The 17,812-nt window shown below is 73.2% G+C and carries 14 protein-coding genes, 1 tRNA gene and 1 riboswitch; of the genes, 3 read left to right on the top strand and 12 right to left on the bottom strand.

What is annotated here, in order from left to right:
• The first annotated feature begins 20 nt into the window (after positions 1-20).
• Complete coding sequence (locus ACFV1L_RS02825; RefSeq protein WP_380362271.1) at positions 21-1,316, top strand: hypothetical protein; 1,296 nt, start codon at positions 21-23, stop codon at positions 1,314-1,316.
• Positions 1,317-1,398: 82 nt separating this feature from the next.
• Here the strand turns inward: ACFV1L_RS02825 and ACFV1L_RS02820 are convergent, their stop codons facing one another.
• Both ACFV1L_RS02820 and ACFV1L_RS02815 read right to left on the bottom strand, forming a co-directional pair.
• A complete protein-coding gene (locus tag ACFV1L_RS02820; protein WP_380362270.1) occupies positions 1,399-2,847 on the bottom strand; it encodes an MFS transporter in 1,449 nt (482 codons plus the stop codon).
• A gap of 88 nt (positions 2,848-2,935) precedes the next feature.
• Positions 2,936-3,250, bottom strand: a complete 315-nt coding sequence (locus ACFV1L_RS02815; RefSeq protein WP_380362268.1) for a DMT family transporter — start codon at positions 3,248-3,250, stop codon at positions 2,936-2,938.
• A 33-nt stretch (positions 3,251-3,283) separates the two neighbouring features.
• Positions 3,284-3,350: riboswitch (guanidine-III (ykkC-III) riboswitch) on the bottom strand.
• Between the two features lie 278 nt (positions 3,351-3,628).
• Between ACFV1L_RS02815 and ACFV1L_RS02810 the strand changes: the two genes are divergently transcribed.
• Positions 3,629-3,700: transfer RNA gene (locus ACFV1L_RS02810), tRNA-Cys, on the top strand.
• A gap of 190 nt (positions 3,701-3,890) precedes the next feature.
• Here ACFV1L_RS02810 and ACFV1L_RS02805 read toward each other — a convergent pair.
• The 10 genes from ACFV1L_RS02805 to ACFV1L_RS02760 all read right to left on the bottom strand — a co-directional run bounded on the left by ACFV1L_RS02805 (position 3,891) and on the right by ACFV1L_RS02760 (position 16,123).
• Positions 3,891-5,426 (bottom strand): WXG100 family type VII secretion target, encoded by a 1,536-nt coding sequence (locus ACFV1L_RS02805; RefSeq protein WP_380362266.1) that lies wholly within the window; start codon positions 5,424-5,426, stop codon positions 3,891-3,893.
• Between the two features lie 7 nt (positions 5,427-5,433).
• Complete coding sequence (locus tag ACFV1L_RS02800) at positions 5,434-5,757, bottom strand: hypothetical protein (protein WP_380362265.1); 324 nt, start codon at positions 5,755-5,757, stop codon at positions 5,434-5,436.
• 117 nt (positions 5,758-5,874) lie between these two features.
• Positions 5,875-7,251 (bottom strand): S8 family serine peptidase, encoded by a 1,377-nt coding sequence (locus ACFV1L_RS02795; RefSeq protein WP_380362264.1) that lies wholly within the window; start codon positions 7,249-7,251, stop codon positions 5,875-5,877.
• A 197-nt stretch (positions 7,252-7,448) separates the two neighbouring features.
• Positions 7,449-8,771 (bottom strand): S8 family serine peptidase, encoded by a 1,323-nt coding sequence (locus ACFV1L_RS02790; RefSeq protein ID WP_380362262.1) that lies wholly within the window; start codon positions 8,769-8,771, stop codon positions 7,449-7,451.
• 88 nt (positions 8,772-8,859) lie between these two features.
• Positions 8,860-11,178: a xanthine dehydrogenase family protein molybdopterin-binding subunit gene (locus ACFV1L_RS02785; RefSeq protein WP_380362261.1), complete on the bottom strand. Its 2,319-nt coding sequence runs from the start codon at positions 11,176-11,178 to the stop codon at positions 8,860-8,862.
• Complete coding sequence (locus tag ACFV1L_RS02780; RefSeq protein ID WP_380362259.1) at positions 11,175-12,404, bottom strand: 2Fe-2S iron-sulfur cluster-binding protein; 1,230 nt, start codon at positions 12,402-12,404, stop codon at positions 11,175-11,177. Before ACFV1L_RS02780 ends, ACFV1L_RS02785 begins: the two co-directional genes overlap by 4 nt.
• Positions 12,401-13,297: an FAD binding domain-containing protein gene (locus ACFV1L_RS02775; RefSeq protein WP_380362258.1), complete on the bottom strand. Its 897-nt coding sequence runs from the start codon at positions 13,295-13,297 to the stop codon at positions 12,401-12,403. The genes ACFV1L_RS02780 and ACFV1L_RS02775 overlap by 4 nt, the downstream gene beginning before the upstream one ends.
• Positions 13,298-13,507: 210 nt before the next feature.
• Positions 13,508-15,139, bottom strand: coding sequence for a beta-N-acetylhexosaminidase (locus ACFV1L_RS02770; protein ID WP_380362257.1), 1,632 nt, complete (start codon positions 15,137-15,139; stop codon positions 13,508-13,510).
• Positions 15,140-15,208: 69 nt separating this feature from the next.
• A complete protein-coding gene (locus ACFV1L_RS02765; RefSeq protein ID WP_030459614.1) occupies positions 15,209-15,484 on the bottom strand; it encodes a DUF3039 domain-containing protein in 276 nt (91 codons plus the stop codon).
• A gap of 60 nt (positions 15,485-15,544) precedes the next feature.
• Positions 15,545-16,123: a YqgE/AlgH family protein gene (locus ACFV1L_RS02760; protein ID WP_380362255.1), complete on the bottom strand. Its 579-nt coding sequence runs from the start codon at positions 16,121-16,123 to the stop codon at positions 15,545-15,547.
• 218 nt (positions 16,124-16,341) lie between these two features.
• Between ACFV1L_RS02760 and murA the strand changes: the two genes are divergently transcribed.
• On the top strand, positions 16,342-17,697 hold the full coding sequence (gene murA / locus ACFV1L_RS02755) for a UDP-N-acetylglucosamine 1-carboxyvinyltransferase (RefSeq protein WP_380362254.1): 1,356 nt from the start codon (positions 16,342-16,344) through the stop codon (positions 17,695-17,697).
• Positions 17,698-17,812: the final 115 nt, after the last annotated feature.

Here is a 17,812-nt window from a genome sequence, read left to right as displayed (position 1 = left end):
CTGGTGAACGGATGTGAGACATGGACGCCCTCTCCCGCAGGTCGCTGCTGGCCGCCGGTGCGGCGACCGCCGCCACCCTCGCGGCCGGCTGCGCGAGCACCTCCGGGAGCGGGGGCGCCGCCCCGCCCGCCCAGGCCGACGGCCTCACCTCGAACGGCAGCGCCGTCCCCAAGCCCCCGGCCACCCTGATCGGCGACGGCTCCACCTCCGACACCGGCCCGCAGCCCAACCAGCCCACCCCCGAACCGCTCGAACCCGGCCAGAAGCCCCCGCAGTTCGTGGTGTTCTCCTGGGACGGCGCGGGCGAGCTCGACGACCGGCTGTTCAGCCGGTTCCGGCAGCTCGCCAAGGACCACAACGCCGCCATGACCTTCTTCCTCTCCGGCATCTACACCCTGCCCGAGTCGAAGAAGTCCATGTACCACCCGCCGCAGCACCCGGTCGGCGCCTCCGACATCGGCTACCTGAGCGACCAGCACATCCGCGCCACCATCGAGCAGATCAGCGCCGCCTGGCTGGACGGCCACGAGATCGGCACCCACTTCAACGGGCACTTCTGCGGCTCCAACGGCGGCGGCCGCTGGTCCCCCGAGGACTGGGACAGCGAGATCCAGCAGGCGATGGACTTCGTCATGAACTGGAAGACCAACACCGGCATCACCGACCTCCCGGCCTTCCCCTTCGACTACCGCAAGGAGCTGATCGGCGGCCGCACCCCCTGTCTGGAGGGCCAGCGCGGGCTGCTGCCCACCGCCGTCAAGCGCGGCTGGAAGTACGACAGTTCGGGCCCCGGCGGCCTGCAGATGTGGCCGCAGAAGTTCGCCGGCGGCGCGCTGTGGGACATGCCCCTGCAGTCCATCCCGTTCCCCGGGCACACCTTCCAGGTGCTCTCGATGGACTACAACATCATGTACAACCAGTCCGGCGACAACACCAAGGGCGACCCCGGCCGCCGAGCCTTCTGGCAGACCCAGGCCCGGGACTCCTACCTGGCCGGCTTCGACCGCGCCTACAACGGCAACCGGGCCCCGTTCATCATCGGCAACCACTTCGAGGGCTGGAACGGCGGCATCTACATGAACGCCGTCGAGGAGACCCTGAAGGCGATCGCCGACAAGCCCGAGGTCCGGATGGTCTCCTTCCGCCAGCTCGTCGAATGGCTGGAGGTGCAGGACCCGGCCGTGCTCAAGAAGCTCCAGGCCCTCACCCCCGGCCAGGCCCCCGCCGAAGGCTGGCGCAGCTACCTCGGCGGAACGGGCGCCGCGGCCTCCGCACCCGCCCGCCCGTCCGTCCCGCCCGTGGCCGGCGGCAAGTAGCGCGCCGAACCGTCAGCCCTCGGCCGGACCGCGGTGGGACCGTCCTCCGCCCGGCAGCCCCTCGGCCGGGCGACGGTGCCCGTCAGCCCTTCGGCCGGGCCGCCGTCGCCCGGCCGGAGAGCGCCGCACCGACCAGCGCCACCGCCGGCATGGTCAGGAACACCGCCGCGAACGCCCCCGCCGGCAGCGCGGCGTCCCGAGCCACCGCGCTCACCGCGCCACCGCCCAGCGCCGCGAACAGCACGCCCGCCAGACCGGTCAGCAGCACGTTGCCCAGCGCGTCGCTCAGCTGCAGCGCGGCCGAGTTCTCCCCGGTCTCCTCCGGCGCCGACAGCCGCATCATCAGCACGCTGATGCTGGCGATCGCCAGGCCCATGCCGACCCCGCCGACCGCCCAGGCCACCGCCGTCACCCACACCGGCACCGACGCGAACAGCACCAGCGCCGCCCCGCCGATCGCCACCGCGGTCAGCACGAACCCGTAGCGGATCATCGCCGCCCGGTACCGCTCCGCGCCCGGCCGGCCCTGCAACCACGACCCGAGCGCCCAGGACAGTCCGCCCGGCGCCAGCGTCAGACCGGCCATCGTCACCGACAGGCCGCGCTGGGTCTGCATCATCAGCGGGATGAACAGCTCGGACGCGAAGAACGCGCCCGCCGCCAGCCCGCGCAGCAGGATCACCGTCGGCAGGCCGCGGGCCGCCCGCAGCGTCCCCTTCGGCAGCAGGCGCAGCACCGCCGGACCGATCAGCGCCGCTCCCGCCGCCGCGGGCAGCAGCGCCCAGCCGTCCAGCCGCTGGCCCGCGTACTGCAGCAGCGCCGCACCGACCGCGACCATCGCCGCGTCCCGGGTCCGCCGCCAGTCGTACGGCTGCGCCCGCAGCGGCGGCTGGCGGCGCTCCGAGCGGCGCAGCGCCGGGCCCATCACCGCGAGCGGCAGCAGGACCAGCACCGGCACCGCGAGGAAGACCCAGCGCCAGCCGAGGTTCTGGGTGACGGCACCGGAGATCACCGGGCCGAGGATCGACGGCAGCACCCAGGCCGCCGAGAACGCCGCGAACACCGCCGGGCGCAGCCGCTCCGGGAACGCCCGGCCGACCACCACGTACAGCGCGACGATCACCAGACCGCCGCCTAGGCCCTGCACCGCCCGGCCCGCGACGAACATCCACATGTTCACGGCGGTGCCGGCGGTCACCAGGCCGGCCGCGAACACCGCGATGCCGCTGAACAGCGGCGCGAGCGGTCCGCGCCGGTCGCACCACTGCCCGGAGACCACCATCGCCAGCAGCGTGGTGGTGAAGTACGCGGAGAACGCGAACGCGTACAGGCCGATGCCGTCGAGCTGCTGGGCGGCCGTCGGCATCGCGGTGTTCACCGCGGTCGCCTCGAAGGCCAGCAGCAGCACCACCGAGACGATGCCCAGGGTGAGCGCCCGCCAGGGGCCGCTGAGCACTCCCCCGGTGCCGTCGTCGTGGTCGTCGGGTATCGGGCGCGGTGCTGCCGTCTCGGCCTGGGAGGTGGTGGTCACCCCGATATGGTAAGTGCCGTCAGGGCATTTTGATCCTGACCTTCGGGCGGAACGGGACTCCCCCGGCAGGCCTAGGACCTCGGCCGATTCAGTGCAGTGCCTTCAGGCCGACCACACCGGCGATGATCAGCACCAGACAGGTGATCCGGGCCGCGCTCACCGCGTCCCCCATCGCCGCCATCCCGTACAGCGCCGTGCCCACCGCGCCGATGCCGACCCACACCGCGTAGCCCGTCCCCAGCGGGATCGACCGCATCGCGTACGCCAACCCGCCCATCGACAGCGCGAGCGCCACCGCGAACACCAGGCTCGGCACCAGCCTCGAGAACCCCTTGCTGGCCTCCAGCGCCACCGCCCAGACGGTCTCCAGCACACCGGCCACGATCAGAACCACCCACGCCATGACGACGGACTCCTCGCAGTAGTCGAAACACCTACCGCGCCGTCTTGTCATACCGGGTACGACGCACCTCGTCCGGGACGGGCCACCAGCACCCGCCTCGCTCCCGACCGTAGCACAGCCCCGCGCCACGAAATTCCCCGCGAATTACCGCCGCCTATTGACGCCGCACCGAAGCCGCCCGCTATAGTGAATTCACCGGAACGAACCGGAGCAGCCCCACGGACGGCAGGAGAAGGCGATGAACAGGAAGACGGTGGCCCTCGCAGCGCCCCGCACCTGTGCCCCCTGTCCCGGCTGCCGGTGTTCCCTCTCCTGTTGCGCCTGACCGCAACCCCCTTGCGCCGACAGCCCCGTCGAGGCCTGCGCGCACCCTCTCACGACCGTGTGCCCGAGTGGTTCAGGGAACCGTCTGCAAAACGGTTTACACGGGTTCGATTCCCGTCACGGTCTCTCCCCGGAATTCACCGGACGCCATTTTCCGCACCACGGCGCCCGGTGAATTCCGCTGCCGTTTTTTAATTTCCCTCGAATTTTCTGCCCCGCGCCGCACCGCACCCCACCCCGTTCCGGCCCGGAAACGGCGGCGGGCGCCGGCGGGGTCCTCAGGACCCGCACCGACGCCCGCCGTACCGCCTGTCCGCTACTCGATGACCGGCGGGTTCGCCGTGCCACCGCGCCAGGTCTCCTCGTCCTCGGTCAGGTAGTCGGGACGGTGACCCTCGTTCTTCTTCTTCCGGTTGGCGCCGCCGGAACCCGGCGCGCCGTGCATGCCGGCCGCACCGCCCTGTCCGGTGCCCCGGCCCTTGCCGATGCCCGAGCCGCCCTCGGTGAACGCCCGGCCACCGGCACCGCCGGCCTTGGCGCCGCCGATCGTGCCACCGGCCTTGCGCACCAGGCCGCTGCCGCCCTTGGCACCGCCGCCCTTCGCGCCACCGGCACCGCCCATGCCGCCACCGTGCATGCCGCCCATGCCGCCGGCGCCCGTCGCGCCACGGCCACCCGCGGCACCCGCGCCGGCACCCGCACCCGCGGCCCCGGCACCACCGGCCCGGCCCGCACCGGCGGCACCGCCGGCACCGCCGACCTTGCCCGCGCCGCTGCCGCCGGTCCCGAGACCACCGGTCCCGAGTCCGCCGGTACGACCGCCACCGGCACGACCGCCACCGGACCCGCCACCGGGCAGGTAGCCGCCGCCACCGATGCCGGGCACGATGCCACCGCCACCGATGCCACCGCCGCCGGTCCCGCCACCACCGGTCCCCGGACCGGGCAGCGTTCCGACCCCACCCGGGTACCCGCCACCGGGCACCCCGGGCAGCCCGCCACCGGTCTCCGGCGGCTTCCACCCGTCAAGCCCGGTCGACGGAGGCGTCACCGGCCTCGACGGATCGATCCCCGGGTAGATCGTCTCCTTGTGCTGCCCCGGATCCGTCGGCTGCGGAATCCCCGGCATCGGCACCGTCGGCTGATGCCCCGGCACGTACCCGGGCGGGGGCAGGTCCTTGGGGTGGCCTTCGGGATACTGCGGCATCGGCACGTTGGGCGGGGTGTGCCCCGGCGGGCAGATCGTTGCCGGCGGGTCGGGCGGGAAGCCCTTGCTCGGATCGGTGATGCTGCTCGGGCCACCGTCCAGGTAGGACGCGGCTTCCAGGTACTGGGGCCCCAGGTGCTCCATCACGCCGATGGCGTACTGGTGGGCAACCTCGGTGGCCGACAGGTCGTGGGCGTTCTTGTTGACCGCATCGATGCGATTCATGCCCGAAGCGAGGTCGCGCTTGAAGCCCTCGTCCGAACTGGCGAAGCCGTCGCTGAGCGTCTTTCCGACCCGGTCCATGAAGGTCGGGACCTTGATCTGGGCCATGGTCGACTTGGTCTGCGCCAGCGCCGTCGCGGCGTAGTTCATCGCCGCAGACGTGTTCTGTGCGTGGGCAGCCGTGTTGGCCATCCCCTGCTGAATCTGCGCGCCCTTCGCGGCGAAGCCCTGCGCCGCCGCACCGCTCCAGTTGGCCGTCGCATGCTCGATCGCCGCCTGCAGGTCCGCAGCGGCCTGCGTCAGCTCCGCGTGGACGCTCTGCCAAGCCCGTCCGACTTCCCGGATCTGCTCAGGACTCGAGTTGGAGACCATGCCCTTGAGCGGAATCAGGGCGTAGCTGTCGAAACGTGTCTTCGAAGCCATGTCGGGCTCACCTCCCCTGAATCTGGTTCATGGTCGCCTGGCCGTCGTCCTCGCGACCCATGTACCGGTCATGGACGAGCTGAGTCTTGTCGCCGTACTCGTTGATCAGTGCGTCGATCGACGAGATCGTCTCAGTCAGGAACGCCTGCATCTTCCCGTGGGCGCTGTACAGTGCCCGGGCTTCGACGAAGTCGCCGCCGAACGCATCCGGAGTGATGTCGGTCTTGTACTTGGTGTTGGTCCCGCAGGTGCTGATGTTCTGCTGGAGGGCCCGCAGTCGCTTCACGACTGCCTCCAGCTCTGCTGGGTTGACGCTGTATCCGTCGGACACGAGGCCCTCTCCCCCTGGAGTGTCGAAACTTCCCCGTGGTAGCACTCCGACCGACGGGCTGTCCGTTCAGCCAGAGCGTCCAATCCTATCGCGTGCACGCAGTGCGCTGACATACCGTCAACGCGACTGACCGCCATCCTGGTACGGATTGTTGTACGGCTGCTGCGGCGGCGGGTAGCCGTACGGCGGCGGTTGCTGTCCCGGCGGGCCCTGCTGACCGAACGGCGGCTGCGCCGGAGGCCATCCGGGTGCTGCGCCGTAGGGCGCGGGACCTCCGACCGGAGGCTGGACCGCCTGCGCGCGGCTACGCCTGCGGTTGTTCACCACCACGATCACGATGAGCACCACGATCAGCACGAGCACGCCGCCGACGGCCGCAATGATCATCGGGGTCGCCCCGGACGACTGCTTCAACTCCGGTGCGGCGCCCGGAGTACCGAGTCCGCCGTTGCCCGAGCTGCCGCCCTGCGAATCGCCGGGAGCAGAAGCCCCGGCAGAGGGCGCGGACCCGGACGGCGCGCCGAGCGGCCCCTGCGCGCTTCCGGTCGGAATGTTCTTGGTCAGGGCGTCGTACGGCTGGATGACGCCGTACCCGTAGTGGGGGTCGGGCGTCTTGCCTCCGGAGGCAGGCGCGGCGGCGCTCTTCACCAGCCGGTTCGCCACCTGACCCGGAGTGAGGTTGGGGAACTTGGCGTACACCAGGGCCGCAGCGGCCGAGACGTAGGCGGTGGCGATGGAGGTCCCGTCGGCGAGGCAGTACTGCTTGTTGCACGAGCCGAGCCCCGCGACACCGGCCATGACGATGTCCGAGCCCGGCGCGGTGAGCATCACCTCGGGCCCGTAGTTCGACTTCGGCCAGATCTGTTCGTTCTTGTCCACGGCGCCGACCGCCAGGACACCGGGGATGTTCGCCGGGGAGCGGACTTCACCACCGTCGTTTCCGCTGCCCGCCACGACCAGGACGCCGTGCTTGATGGCGTAGGCCACGGCGTCCGGCAGGTCGTCCCGACCGTCCCCGGAGCTGACCTGGGAGATGTTGATGACCTTGGCACCGTGGTCCACTGCCCACTTGATGCCGTCCGGAATGGCGTCCCCGTTCGTCGCCGTCCCCCGGTAGATGGGGAGGATCTTGACTCCGGGTGCGAGCCCGACCATGCCCGTGTCAGTTCCGTGGCCATGGCCGGCGATCAAGCTCGCCATGCCGGTGCCGTGCTCCTCGGTCGGCTTGGCATCGCGCCCCTGGCCGCCCGGGTCGAAACCCCTGAGGACGGAGCCGGTCAGGTCAGGATGGCTGGCGTCGACGCCGGTGTCGATCACGGCAACGGTCACACCGTCGCCCTTGGTGACCTGCCACACCTTCTCGAGGTCGAAGTACTGATTGGCCCATTGCGCGTCCCGCACCTGGTCCGCCGACGCGGCAGGCAGTCCGGCAAACAGGAACCCCGCCGTCAACGTGGCCGTACCGAGCGCACGCGTGAGTCTGGTCAGCCTCATCAATACCCCGTCAGTCGATTGACAGCCCGTTCGTTCTCGCAACGCCCCCGGAACGCAGGACGGTCCGATCGTATCGCCCGTCCCTGCCCCTGCGCAGACCCCCGGTGACGAGCCAACTACATTTCGCCCCACCGGACCTGGGCCCGGCTCGGCGGACGGTCGCTTCCCAGGTCCGGCTGTCGTCCTTGGAGGGAAGGCTATTGATGCCCACTCCGGTACGGCTGGTGCGGCTGCCCGGGGTGCTGCCAGTGCGGTGCAGGCGGCGCGGGCGGGCCGTACTGCGGATGCGGGCCGGGCGGGCGACCGGGCGCGGGTGCGTAGGGCGGCGGGGCGAAGCCGGGTGCCGGACGGCGGCGGGACCTGGCGACCACGAGCACGATGACCACCAGCAGGACTGCGCAGCCCCCGCCGACCGCGAGAAGGACACCGACTCCCGGAGCGGACTTCGACGGATCCCCGATCTCCCCCGCGGCGGCCGGCCCGGCACCCGCCGGCGACGGGCCGCTGTCCGCCGGAGTTCGGCCGGTGGGTGCATCGGCGGTCGTGGCCAGCGGCCCCTGCTCCGGGCCGGCGGGGATGTCCTTCGTCAGGGCGTCGTACGGCGACAGGATCCCGTAGCCGTAGTGCGGGTCGGGCAGTTTGCCGCCCTTCGGTGCAGCGGGTGGCTTGGCCGACTCGACCAGCCGCTCGGCCACCTGGCCGGCCGTCAGTTTCGGGTACTTCGCCCGGACCAGGGCCGCAGCACCGGACACGTAGGCGGTCGCGTCGGAGGTGCCGTCACCGATGCAGTACCGGCTGCCCGCGCAGGCGCCGGCGCTGACGATGCGGACACCGGGAGCGGAGATCAGCGTCTGAGGGCCGTAGTTCGACTGGGGCCAGATCCGCCCGTTGCGGTCGATCGCGCCTACCGCGAGCACTCCGGGCTCGTTGGCCGGGCTCTCCACCGAGCCGAGCCCGCTGTTGCCCGTCGGGCCGACGACGAGCGCATCGTGCTTCACGGCGTACCCGACCGCCTCGGTGAGCGCCGGGTCCGAGCCGGGCGCGCCCGGGCCGCCCAGCGAGATGTTCACCACCTTGGCACCCTGGTCGACCGCCCAGCGGATGCCCTTGGGAACGGCATCGGTGCCGCCCGCGCCGTCCTTGTAGACGGGGAGGATCTTCGCGTCGGGCGCGAGTCCGACCACGCCGTCCGGCCCGTGCCCGTGGCCGGCGATCAGGCTCGCCATCTTGGTGCCGTGAGCCTCGGTCGGCTTCGTGCTGAGGCCCTGACCGCTCGGGTCGTAGCCGGCGAGCACCGATCCCGCGAGGTCCGGGTGCGAGGCGTCCACGCCGGTGTCGATCACGGCGACGGTCACTCCGGCTCCCCGGCTGACCGACCACACCCTCTCCAGGCCGAAGTACGAGTTCGCCCACTGGTCGTTCCGGACCTGGTCCGCCGCGGACACCGGCGCGGCGGCGAACAGCGACGCCCCCGCCAGAATCGTGGCACCGCAGATCCGCAGCGCCCCACTCAACCTCATCGACATCCCCCCGGGCCGATTCCCCGCGCACCCCCCGGTGCCCGGGCCCATCGGATGGTAGCGGGTGCGGGGCGGCGGAAGGCCGGGGTCAGGCGATGGTGGCGTCCTCCGGGAGGATGGGGAGGCGGCCGACCGGGAGGCCGGTGGCGGCGCGGACGGCGGCGGCGACGGCGGCGGGGGCGACGACGGCGGGGGCCGCGCTGACGGCCTTCGCGCCGAAGGGGGCGACCACGTCGCGTTCCTCGAGGAGGGCGGCGATCCGGATCTCGGGGGTGTCGAGGGCGGTGGGGAGGCGGTAGCCGGTGAGGGAGGCGTTGACGGGGACGCCGTGCTCGGTGCGGAGGTTCTCGAGCAGGGCGAGCCCGACGCCCTGGGCGACGGCGCCCTCGATGCGGTTCTCGATCTGACGGGGGTTCAGCGCCCGGCCGACGTCCTGGGCGACGGTCATGTCGACGACCCGGACGGCGCCGAGTTCGATGTCGACGTCGACGACGGCCCGCATCGCGCAGAACGCGATGGAGACGAAGGCGTCGCCCTGCCCGGTCTCGGGGTCGAGGGGTTCGGTGGGGTGCGGCCGGCACTGGGCGGTCGCCCACAGTTCGCGGCCTTCGAGCGCCTGGCTGACCGGCATCCCGAGCACCCCGTCGTACGAGCTGATCTTCCCGTCGCTGATGGTGAGCAGTTCGACGGACATGCCGAAGTCCGCGGCGATCGGCTGCAGCATCTGGTGGCGGACCATCAGCGCGGCCCGTTCGACCGCGCCGCCGGAGACCCAGGTGTGCCGGCCGCGGGCGGCGGGGCCGGCCGCGGACTGGTCGGAGTCGACGGGCGCGATGTACACCTCGCTGACGCCGAGCACGGACTGGACGATCTGCCGGGCGAGGGTGGCGAAGCCCTGTCCGGAGTCGACGGCGGCGCAGATCACGGTGGCGTGGTCGCCGGAGACCCGGACGGTCGCGGTGGCGACCTCGTCCTCGCCCTCGGCGCCGAGCATGTGCACCATGCCGACGGCGTAGCCAATGCCGCGCCGGACCGCGCCGGGGTCGCCGGCGCCGCCCGGGCCGCCGGGCAGCAGCCAGTCGGCCTCCGGGTCGTCCAGCGGGAGGGCGGGCAGCGGGGAGTCGGCGAGCGCGTCGAGCAGGCCCTGGACCGGCGCGGGGCAGGTGACGGCCTGTCCGGTGGGCAGCGGGTCGCCGGTGGACATCGCGTTGCGGCGGCGGATCTCCAGCGGGTCGACGCCGAGCTGCTTGGCGAGCTGGTCGAGCTGCGACTCGTACGCGAAGCAGGTCTGCAGCGCGCCCTCGCCGCGCATCCGGCCGGCCGGCGGGTTGTTGGTGCGCACCGCCCAGGCGTCGACGAAGACGTTGGGGCAGGTGTAGGGGCCGACGGAGAACGCGACGGCGGAGGCCAGCGCCTCGGCGGAGACGTCGGCGTAGGCGCCGCCGTCCAGCAGGATCTGCGCCTCGACCTTGACCAGCCGGCCCTCGGCGTCGGCGTGGTGGCGGTAGCGCAGCAGCGCGGGGTGCCGGGTGGTGTGCGCCTGGAAGGACTCGGCGCGGGTGAGGGTCATCTTGACGGGGCGTCCGGTGCGCAGCGCGAGCAGCGCCAGGGTGACCTGGAAGGACAGGTCCTCGCGGTCGCTGGTGGCGCCGGGCACGCCGGTGACGACGAGCCGGACCCGGTCGGGTTCGAGGCCGAGGCAGGCGGCGGTGCGGTCGCGGTCGCCGTGCGGGTCGGTGGAGGACAGGTGCAGTTCGACGCCGCCGTCGGGGCGGGGCACGGCGAGGCCGGCCTCGGCGCCGATCGGGGCGGGGTCCTGCCGGCCGACCTGGTAGAGGCCCTCGACGACGACCTCGCCGACGGCGTCGGGGTCGCCGGTGCGCAGCGGCAGGTGGCGCAGCAGGTTGCCGTCGGGGTGCAGCGGCGGGGCGTGGAAGGCGGCCTCGGGGTCGGTGACGGGTTCGAGGACCTCGTACTCGACCAGGATCGCGGCGGCGGCGAGCCGGGCGGTGTCGGGGTGGTCGGCGGCGACGGCGGCGACGGGTTCGCCGTGGTGGCGGACCACGCCGGAGGCGAGCACCGGCCGGTCGGCGACGACGGGACCGGCGGGGGCGCCGTCCCGGCTGCCGTCGGGACCGGTGGGCAGGTCGTCGGCGGTGACGACGGCGTGCACGCCGGGGACGGCGAGCGCGGCGGAGGTGTCGACGGAGACGATCCGGGCGTGCGGGTGCGGGGAGCGCAGCACGGCGCCCCAGAGCAGTCCTTCGGCCCAAAGGTCGGCGGCGTACGGGTAGATGCCGAGGGCCTTGGGGAGCGCGTCGGTGCGCAGCGGGGAGCTGCCGAGTCCGGTGGAGCCGGTCTCGTCGTCCGCGGGGGCGGCCGCCGGCAGCTCGGTGGCGGAGGTCATGCGTTCTCGTCCTCGGGGAGCCTGATGCCGTGGGCGGGGGTGGCGTCGTAGCCGGTGTACTGGTGTCCGTGGCCGTCGGTGGCATAGACGGTGCCGTCGTAGGCCCCGGCGTCCTGGTGCGGGATGCCGTGCGGCGGGGTGTCGTGCGGCGGGGCGCCGTCGTAGACGCCCTGCTCCTGGGGGTCCTGGTGCGGGACGCCGTACACCGGGACGCCGTACGCCGGGGTGCCGTACGCCGGGGTGCCGTGCGCAGGCGTGCCGTGCGGCGGTGCTCCGTGCGCCGGGACGCCGTGCGCGGGGGTGCCGGCGTAGCCGCCCGGGTCCTGGTGCTGGGTGCCGTGCGGCGGGGTGGGCAGGTAGGGGGTGCCGTGCGCCGGGGTGCCGTAGCCGGCGGCGTCGGCCGCGGTGCCGTGGGCGGGGGTGGGCTCCCAGCCGGCGGGGGCGGGGGCCGGGGCGGCCGGGTGGGCGTAGCCGGCGGCGGGCTCGGGCTGCGCCTGCGGGGGGATCAACTGGTCGGCTTCGTGCCAGAGTTCGGAGTCGGCGTAGAGCGGCAGCTCGCCGGCCAGCACGAGGTCGGCGAAGGACTGCTCGGTGGCCTGCGGCGCCGCGGCCGGTTCGGCGGCGGGCGAGGCGGCGGCGGGCGCGCCGGTGGCGGGCGCCGCGGCGGCGGCCTGTTCGGCGGCGTCGAGTTCCGCTTCGAGGGCGGCCTCGCGGGCGTCGGCGACGGCCTGGACGGCGGCCAGCGCGCCGCGGTAGCCGGTGCAGCGGCAGAGGTTGCCGCACAGCGCCTGGCGGGCCTCGATGTCGCTGGGGCGGTGGTTGCGCTGCAGCAGGTCGTGGACGGCCATCGCCATGCCGGGGGTGCAGTAGCCGCACTGGACGGCGCCGGAGTCGGCGAGCGCCTGCTGGACGTCGCTGGCGCCGCCCGAGCCGGACAGGCCCTCGACGGTGTTGATCTCGCTGTCGGCGGCGAGCGCGGCGGGCACCAGGCAGCCGTTCACCAGCTGCCCGTCGACCTGCACCGAGCAGGCCCCGCACTCGCCCTGCTCGCAGCCGTCCTTGGCGCCGGCCAGGCCGAGGCGCTCGCGCAGCACGTACAGCAGGCTCTCGCCGATCCAGGCGTCGCTGACGGGCCGTTCGACGCCGTTGACGCGCAGCGTGTACGAGGCGGTGGGCCGCACGTCGCCCGGGAACGCCCCGGGGTGGTTCAGCAGTTCGTCGGTCACTTCAGCGCCCTTCCCAACGCCCGGCGGGCCAGCACGGCTACGGTACGCCGCAGGCGGGCGGCGGTCTGGGCCGCCCCCTCGCCCGGCACGGTGCCTTCGGGGACGCAGGCGCCGGCCACGTATTCGCCGAACGCGGCGAGTGCGGCGGGGTCGATGAGGACGGCGCCGTCCTGGCCGCGGGCGTCCCAGTCGATGCAGCCGGCCACCCAGCTCTCGGCCTCCAGCGGCCGCAGCGGGACGGGGGCGACGGCGCCGACGGCGCAGCGCACGCCGCGGCGGGCGGGGTCGAGGACGAGGGCGACGGAGGCGGCGGCGCGGGACGGGCCGCTGCGGCCGGTGGACTTGAGGAACACCTGCGGGGCGTGCAGCAGCGGGACCCGTACCCAGGTGAGGAGTTCGCCGGGGCGCAGCGGGTCGAGTCCGGTGAGCAGGTGGCTGATCGGGACGTCGCGGACGGTGCCGGGCCGGGCGAGGGTGGCGGTGGCTTCGAGGGCGGCGAGCACCGGGAGGGTGTCGCCGGCGGGGGCGCCGGTGGCGATGTTGCCGCCGAGGGTGCCGACGTTGCGCACCTGCGGGGGGCCGGCGGTGCGGGCGGCGTCGGCGAGGGCGGGGATGAGGGCGGCGAAGTCGGGGCGGTCCATCCGGGCGTGGGTGAGTCCGGCGCCGAGGACGGCGGTGCCGCCGTCCTCGTAGCGCCAGCCGCGCAGTTCGGTGATCCGGCCGAGTCCGATCAGGGCGGCGGGCCGCAGCCGCCCGCCGTTGACGGCCTCCATCAGGTCGGTGGCGCCCGCCACCGGCACCGCCCCGGGGGTGGCGGCCAGCGCTTCGACCGCCTCGTCGACCGAGGCCGGCATCATGATCGTCCGGTTCACCAGGTTCCCACCGTGCTCCATTTGCAGTGCGGCCTGCCGCCCGTAGGGTACGGGCGATCGGTGCGGGTTGGGCAACTCTGGCACACAAAGACCGCTGATCATTTCCGGGGCCGCGGACAGGTCCGACCAACTCGGGACAACTCCGGACGCGAACGCGACCGGGTCGGTGTCCGGGTGATCGGTTGTTCACCTGGTCTTGACGAGGCGGCCGCGTCCGGAGTTCCGGTGCGCCTAGCCGACGGCGGGCCCGGCGCCGGGGCGGCCTTCGATCGGCCGGCCGACGATGCCGGGCTTGCGCTGCCAGGGGCGCGGGCCCTCGGGGCGGCGGTACTCGATGCCGAGCGCGTCCAGCCGCGGGTAGTGGCCGGCCATCCGGGCCTCGAAGCCGGCCCAGTCGCGGGCGGCGGGGTCGCGCGGCAGGTCGGACCAGGCGACCTCGGCGAACGCGGCGAGGCGCGGGAACACCTTGTAGTCGACGTCCCGGCCGTCCCACATGAACTCGGTCCAGATGTTGGCCTGGGCGCCGATGACGTGCCGGGCGGCGGCCTCGTCGAGCTGCGGCGGGACGGGCTCGAAGCGGTAGACGTCCTCCAGGGAGCGCACCCAGCCGACCGGGATCGGCTCGTCGTCGCCGGGGGCCTGCCGGTGGTCGAGGTAGACGTGCTGCTCGGGGCACATCACCACGTCGTGGCCGGCCCGTGCGGCGGCGATGCCGCCCTCGTAGCCGCGCCAGGAGGAGACCGCGGCGCCGGGGGCGAGGCCGCCCTCCAGGATCTCGTCCCAGCCGATCAGGCGGCGGCCGCGCTCGGCCAGCCAGCTGTCGAAGTGCCGGATGACGTGGCTCTGCAGTTCGAACTCGTCCTTCAGTCCGAGTTCGGCGATCCGGGCCTGCGCGGCGGGGCTGGCCTTCCACTGGTCCTTGGGGCACTCGTCGCCGCCGAGGTGGACGAAGGTGGAGGGGAAGATCTCCAGCACCTCCTCCAGCACGTGCTCGTAGAACCGCAGGGTGTCCTCGGAGGGGTTCAGGATGTTCTCGCTGACGCCCCAGTCGGTCCAGGTGCCGAGCGCGGAGGTGTCGACCACGTCGGTGTTGCCGAGCTCGGGATAGGCGGCGATGGCGGCCTGGTTGTGGCCGGGCAGGTCGACCTCGGGGACGACGGTGACGTGCCGGGCGGCGGCGTAGGCGACGATCTCGCGCAGGTCGTCCTGGGTGTAGTAGCCGCCGTGCGGCTGGTCGTCGCGCCGTCCGCCGGCCCGGTAGCCGACCATCGAGCGCTCACGCCAGGCGCCGGTCCCGGTGAGCTCGGGGTAGCGCTTGATCTCGATCCGCCAGCCCTGGTCGTCGGTCAGGTGGAGGTGGAGGACGTTCAGCTTGTGCGCGGCCAGCTGGTCGATGAACCGCAGCACGCCGGCCTTGGGCATGAAGTGCCGGGAGACGTCGAGCAGTGCGCCGCGCCAGCCGAACCGGGGCGCGTCGTGGATCTCCACCGCGGGCACCGTCCAGCTCGCGCCGGGCAGCGGGGCGGTGCGGTACGCGGCGGGGCCGAGCAGCTGGCGCAGGGTCTGCGCGGCGTGCGAGAGGCCGGCGGCGCTGCCGCCGGTGAGCCGGACGGCGTCGGTGCCGGCGCTCAGCCGGTACTCCTCGGCGGCGAGGGCCCCGTCCAGGGCGAGCACCAGGCCGGCGGCCTGCCCGGCGGGCGCGGGGTCGAGGTCGAAGCCGGTGGCGGCGGACAGGTCGGCGCGCAGCCGGCGGGCGACGCCCTCGGTGCCGGGGGCGGCGGCGATCCGGGTGTCGGCGTTCAGCCGGAAGGGGGCGGCGGTGTCGGGGGCCTGGACGTGCAACGGGGCAGGGATGAGGTCCATGCGCCTCATCCTGCCCCGATCGACCCCGATTGGCATAGACCACTCGGGGGGCGTTCCCGCAGGTGCGGGTCAGTCCTTCTTGTCGTCCCCGCCCGGGTTGTTCAGCCCGTCGAAGATCTCCTTGCACATCGGGCAGACCGGGTACTTCTTCGGGTCGCGGCCGGGCACCCAGACCTTGCCGCAGAGCGCCACCACGGGGGACCCGGAGAGCGCGCTCTCCATGATCTTGTCCTTCTGGACGTAGTGGGCGAAGCGCTCGTGGTCGCCGTCCCCGTGCGAAGTCTGCGGGACGGGCTCGACCAGGGTGCCGGTGCCGAGGCCGCGCTCGGGCTCAAGAGTGCTCATGGGTGCCAAGTCTATGGGGGCCGCCCGGAAGGCGGCCACCATGCGGGAGGAGGCCGCCGGTCAGTTCAGGGTGGGGTCGTCCGGGTAGGTGGCGAGCATCGCCAGCGGGCCGCGCTGCCGGCGCAGCACCGATCGCCACATCCGGTCCGGCTCGATGCAGGAGACGTCACCGGCCTCGCACTCCACCGGGTACCAGGCGCCCTCGGCGATCTCCCGCTCCAGCTGGCCGGGCGACCAGCCGGAGTAGCCGGCGAACACCCGCATCGCGCCGAGCACCCCGGCCAGCACCTGCGGCGGGGCCTCCAGGTCGACCAGGCCGATCGCGCCGTGCACCCGCCGCCAGCCCAGCGGCGCCGGGTGGGTCTCCTCGCCGGGCACCACGGCGATCGCCAGCGCCGAGTCGAGCGCCACCGGGCCGCCCTGGAACACCACCGCGGGGTCGCCGGTGAGCGACGCCCAGCCGTCCAGCACCGCGGCCACGTCCACCGGGGTGGGCCGGTTGAGGACCACGCCGAGCGCCCCCTGGGCGTCGTGGTCGAGCAGCAGGACGACCGACCGGGCGAAGTTCGGGTCCGTCAGCACGGGCGTCGCCACGAGCAGTCGGCCGGTGAGCGAGGGGGCCGCTTCCATGCCTGCCATGATGCCCCCCGACGGGCCGCCGCGGACAGCCGGCGGGCCGGGGACACGTCCACCCGTCCGGCCCAATGGCGGTGCCGCGGAGCACCCCTTACAGCATGATCACCAATAGGGCACACGGGAACCAATCGCCCACCCTCTACCATCTATGAGGTGGCGAAGGGCCGTTCCCTCAGCTCCGCAGCCGAAAACCTCCCCTGCGCACCCGGATTGCGAGAACGATGACCGACGACGTCCTGCTGGTCCACGGCGGAAACCCGCTCGAAGGCGAGATCCAGATCCGCGGCGCCAAGAACCTGGTCCCCAAGGCCATGGTCGCCGCACTGCTCGGCCAGGGCCCCAGCAGACTGCGCAGCGTGCCGGACATCCGGGACGTCAAGGTCGTCCGCGGCCTGCTGCAGCTGCACGGGGTCACCGTGCGCACCGGCGACGAGGAGGGCGAGCTGATCCTCGACCCGTCGCACGTCGAGAGCGCCAACGTGGCGGACATCGACGCGCACGCCGGCTCCTCGCGCATCCCGATCCTGTTCTGCGGCCCGCTGCTGCACCGGCTCGGCCACGCGTTCATCCCGGGCCTCGGCGGCTGCGACATCGGCGGCCGGCCGGTCGACTTCCACTTCGAGGTGCTGCGCCAGTTCGGCGCCACCATCGAGAAGCACCCGCAGGGCACCTACCTGGTCGCCACCCAGCGGCTGCGCGGCACCAAGATCGAGCTGCCGTACCCGTCGGTCGGCGCGACCGAGCAGGTGCTGCTGACCGCGGTGCTGGCGGAGGGCGTCACCGAGCTGCGCAACGCCGCGATCGAGCCGGAGATCGTCGACCTGATCTGCGTGCTGCAGAAGATGGGCGCGATCATCTCGCTGGGCACCGACCGCACCATCCTGATCACCGGCGTGGACGAGCTGGACGGCTACACCCACCGGGCGCTGCCGGACCGCCTGGAGGCCGCTTCGTGGGCCTGCGCGGCGCTGGCCACCAAGGGCGACATCTACGTCCGGGGCGCCGAGCAGATCCCGATGATGACCTTCCTGAACACCTTCCGGAAGGTCGGCGGCGCCTACGAGATCGACGACCAGGGCATCCGCTTCTGGCACCCGGGCGGCGAGCTCAAGGCGATCGCCCTGGAGACCGACGTCCACCCGGGCTTCCAGACCGACTGGCAGCAGCCGCTGGTGGTGGCGCTGACCCAGGCCACCGGCCTGTCGATCGTGCACGAGACGGTGTACGAGTCGCGGCTGGGCTTCACCGGGGCGCTGAACCAGATGGGCGCGCACATCCAGCTGTACCGGGAGTGCCTGGGCGGCACCCCGTGCCGGTTCGGGGCGCGGAACTTCAAGCACTCCGCGGTGGTCTCCGGCCCGTCCAAGCTGATCGGCGCCGAGCTGGTCATCCCGGACCTGCGCGGCGGCTTCTCGTACCTGATCGCGGCGCTGGCCGCCGAGGGCACCTCGACGGTGCACGGCATCGACCTGATCAACCGCGGCTACGAGAACTTCATGGACAAGCTCCGCGACCTGGGCGCGCACATCGAGCTGCCGTCCGAGGCCGAGCCGGTCGAGGTCGGCCTGACCGCCTGACGGCCTGCGGAAAAGCCGGTGGCCGGGCGCCCCCCGGGGGGGGCGGGCACCCGGGGGTTGACGGGGGGGGGGGGTTCCCGTTGCGGCTTGAATGAACGGTGGTGCCGGGGGCGCC

The sequence above is a fragment of the Kitasatospora sp. NPDC059646 genome, from assembly GCF_042734615.1.
Classification (GTDB): Bacteria; Actinomycetota; Actinomycetes; order Streptomycetales; family Streptomycetaceae; genus Kitasatospora.
This window is presented reverse-complemented; position numbering and strand designations above follow the sequence as displayed.